The following is a 1380-nucleotide window of genomic DNA, read 5'->3' on the forward strand; positions in this document are numbered from 1 at the left end:
CGAGGACCGCACCGAACTCGCCGAGCTGAAGATCCCGGTGGCGACCGTCGGGGAGATCCGCGATCAGGGCGCCGCGGCGCTGGCGGGCGGCATCGTGCGGAGCCTGAAGAGCCCGGAGCTCGACGGGTACTGGGTGCACCTGGACGCCGACGTGCTCGACCCCTCGGTCATGCCTGCCGTCGACAGCCCGGACGACGGCGGACTGCTGCCCGGCGAACTCGGCCCCCTGCTGCGGACGCTGGTCGCCTCGCCCCGCTGCGTCGGCCTCAACGTGACGGTCTACAACCCCGATCTCGACCCGGACGGAACGGCCGGCGCGCTGCTCACCGACCTGGTGGTCGCGGCTTTTGCCGAAGTCTGACGGCCGGTCCCCTGGTCCGGGCGGCGTCCAGCGTGTTCCATGGTCATCGGGGGCGNGGGACATGGCACGCCAGATCGGCCACGAACCCCTCGCCACCGTCCTCCCCGTACGGATACTCGACGGCTACGGACGCGAGCGCACGCCCACGGACCTCGACGCGATCGTCATCGAGAACGACCGGCTGCGGGCCACCGTGCTCCCCGGGCTCGGCGGGCGCATCCACTCCCTGGTCCACAAGGCGGACGGCCGTGACCTCGTCTACACCAACCCCGTGCTGCAGCCCGCCGACTTCGCGCTCAACGGCGCCTGGTTCTCCGGCGGCATCGAGTGGAACATCGGCGCGACGGGTCACACCACCCTGTCCTGCGCTCCGGTGCACGCCGCCCGGGTCCCGGCGCCGGACGGCGGTGAGATGGTCCGGCTCTGGGAGTGGGAGCGGCTCCGCGACCTGCCGTTCCAGGTCGATCTGTGGCTGCCGGAGGACTCCGACTTCCTCCATGTCGGCGTACGGATACGCAACCCGCACGAACACCCCGCACCCGTCTACTGGTGGTCCAACATCGCCGTACCGGAGGGCGAACACACCCGGGTGCTGGCGCCCGCCGACGAGGCCTGGCACTTCGGGTACGAGCGGACACTGACCAGGGTTCCGATGCCCGAGACCGGGGGAGTCGACCGGACGTACCCGCTGCGCGGCGACTTCCCGGCGGACTACTTCTACGAGGTGCCCGACGGCGCCCGCCGCTGGATCGCCTCCCTGGACGAGCACGGCCGCGGCCTCGTCCAGACCTCCACCGACCTGCTGCGCGGCCGCAAGCTCTTCCTCTGGGGCAGCGGGCCCGGTGGCCGCCGCTGGCAGGAGTGGCTCACCGAGCCGGGCACCACCGGCTACGCGGAGATCCAGGCCGGGCTGGCCCGCACCCAGCTGGAGCACGTGCCGCTGGAGCCCGGCGGGGAGTTCAGCTGGCTGGAGTCGTACGGGTCACTCGCAGCGGACCCCGCCGCCGTGCACGGCGGCG

Annotated in this window: 2 protein-coding genes; both read left to right on the forward strand. The window is 72.4% G+C overall.

Annotated features, from left to right (window positions below; genetic code table 11):
- A partial coding sequence (locus JGS39_RS40035) for an arginase family protein (RefSeq protein ID WP_219574658.1) occupies positions 1-361 on the forward strand: 361 nt, incomplete at its 5' end.
- A partial coding sequence (locus JGS39_RS40040; protein ID WP_372456199.1) for a DUF5107 domain-containing protein occupies positions 291-1380 on the forward strand: 1090 nt, incomplete at its 3' end. The genes JGS39_RS40035 and JGS39_RS40040, both read left to right, overlap by 71 nt.

It is taken from the genome of Streptomyces poriferorum (assembly GCF_019399235.1).
Taxonomy (GTDB): Bacteria; Actinomycetota; Actinomycetes; order Streptomycetales; family Streptomycetaceae; genus Streptomyces; species Streptomyces poriferorum.